Below are 1,065 nucleotides of genomic sequence, written 5' to 3'. Positions count from 1 at the left end.
GGCTCGCGAGCCACACTTGCACGGCTCAGCCCCCCTTCTCAGAGCCTTCCAGACGGGGTCTGACAGGCAGAACAACCCACATCTTTTAACAGCCACTCCCGACACAACGTCCTCCGTTTTCCGTATCTTTGCACCGCGAAAAGCCAAAAGGAGGATAACATGAGCAACAAGAATACCATTCAGAAAACCTTCCCTGTGATGGGCATGAGTTGTGCCGCCTGCGCAGCGCGGGTTGATAAGGCACTGAATCATCAGCCGGGTGTCCGGCACGCGGCAGTAAACTATGCCGCGCACGCGGCAGTAAACTAGGCCGCCGCCACGGCTACCGTCGAGTACGACTCCGATTGCTGCGACGAAGCATCCCTGCAACAGGCCGTACAGGCAGCCGGCTACGACCTGCTGATACACACCGACGAACATACAGCCGACGAAGTGGAACAAGCCCACCGGCAGAAATACCAGGCACTGAAATTCCGTGCCACGTGGGCCATCGTCCTGTCGCTGCCCATCATCGTCATCAGCATGGTCTTCATGGACATGCCTTATGCCGGCTTGGTGACGGGCATACTGGCCACACCGGTGGTCTTCTGGTTAGGTCGAAGTTTCTACATCAATGCCTGGAAGCAACTGAAACACGGTGCAGCCAATATGGACACCCTCGTAGCCCTCAGCACCGGCATCGCCTACCTGTTCAGCGTCTTCAACCTGCTGTTTCCCGACTTCTGGCTGTCGCGGGGCATCGAGCCGCACGTCTATTTCGAAGCTTCCAGCGTCATCATCGCCTTCATTCTGCTGGGCCGTCTGCTCGAAGAGCGTGCCAAAGGCAACACCACCAGTGCCATCAAGAAGCTGATGGGGCTACAGCCGAAGACGGTAAACTTGGTGAATGGAGAATGGAAAATGGAGAATGGAGAATTCGCGCAACCCCATTCTCAATTCTCCATTATCAATTATCCATTAGAACAAGTTACCATCGGCCATCTGCTGTTGGTAAAACCCGGCGAACGGGTACCGGTGGACGGAACGGTAGTCAGCGGCGAATCGTACGTGGACGAAAGCATGCTG

Annotated in this window: 1 pseudogene; it reads left to right on the top strand. The window is 56.0% G+C overall.

Annotation, left to right across the window (positions count from 1 at the left end):
* Positions 1 to 159: 159 nt before the first annotated feature.
* Positions 160 to 1,065 (top strand): annotated as a pseudogene (locus QVP67_RS12390) (heavy metal translocating P-type ATPase); the annotation flags it as partial.

Origin of the sequence: Bacteroides sp. CAG:633, assembly GCF_000435115.1 — a bacterium.
Classification (GTDB): domain Bacteria; phylum Bacteroidota; class Bacteroidia; order Bacteroidales; family Bacteroidaceae; genus Bacteroides; species Bacteroides ndongoniae.
This window is presented reverse-complemented; position numbering and strand designations above follow the sequence as displayed.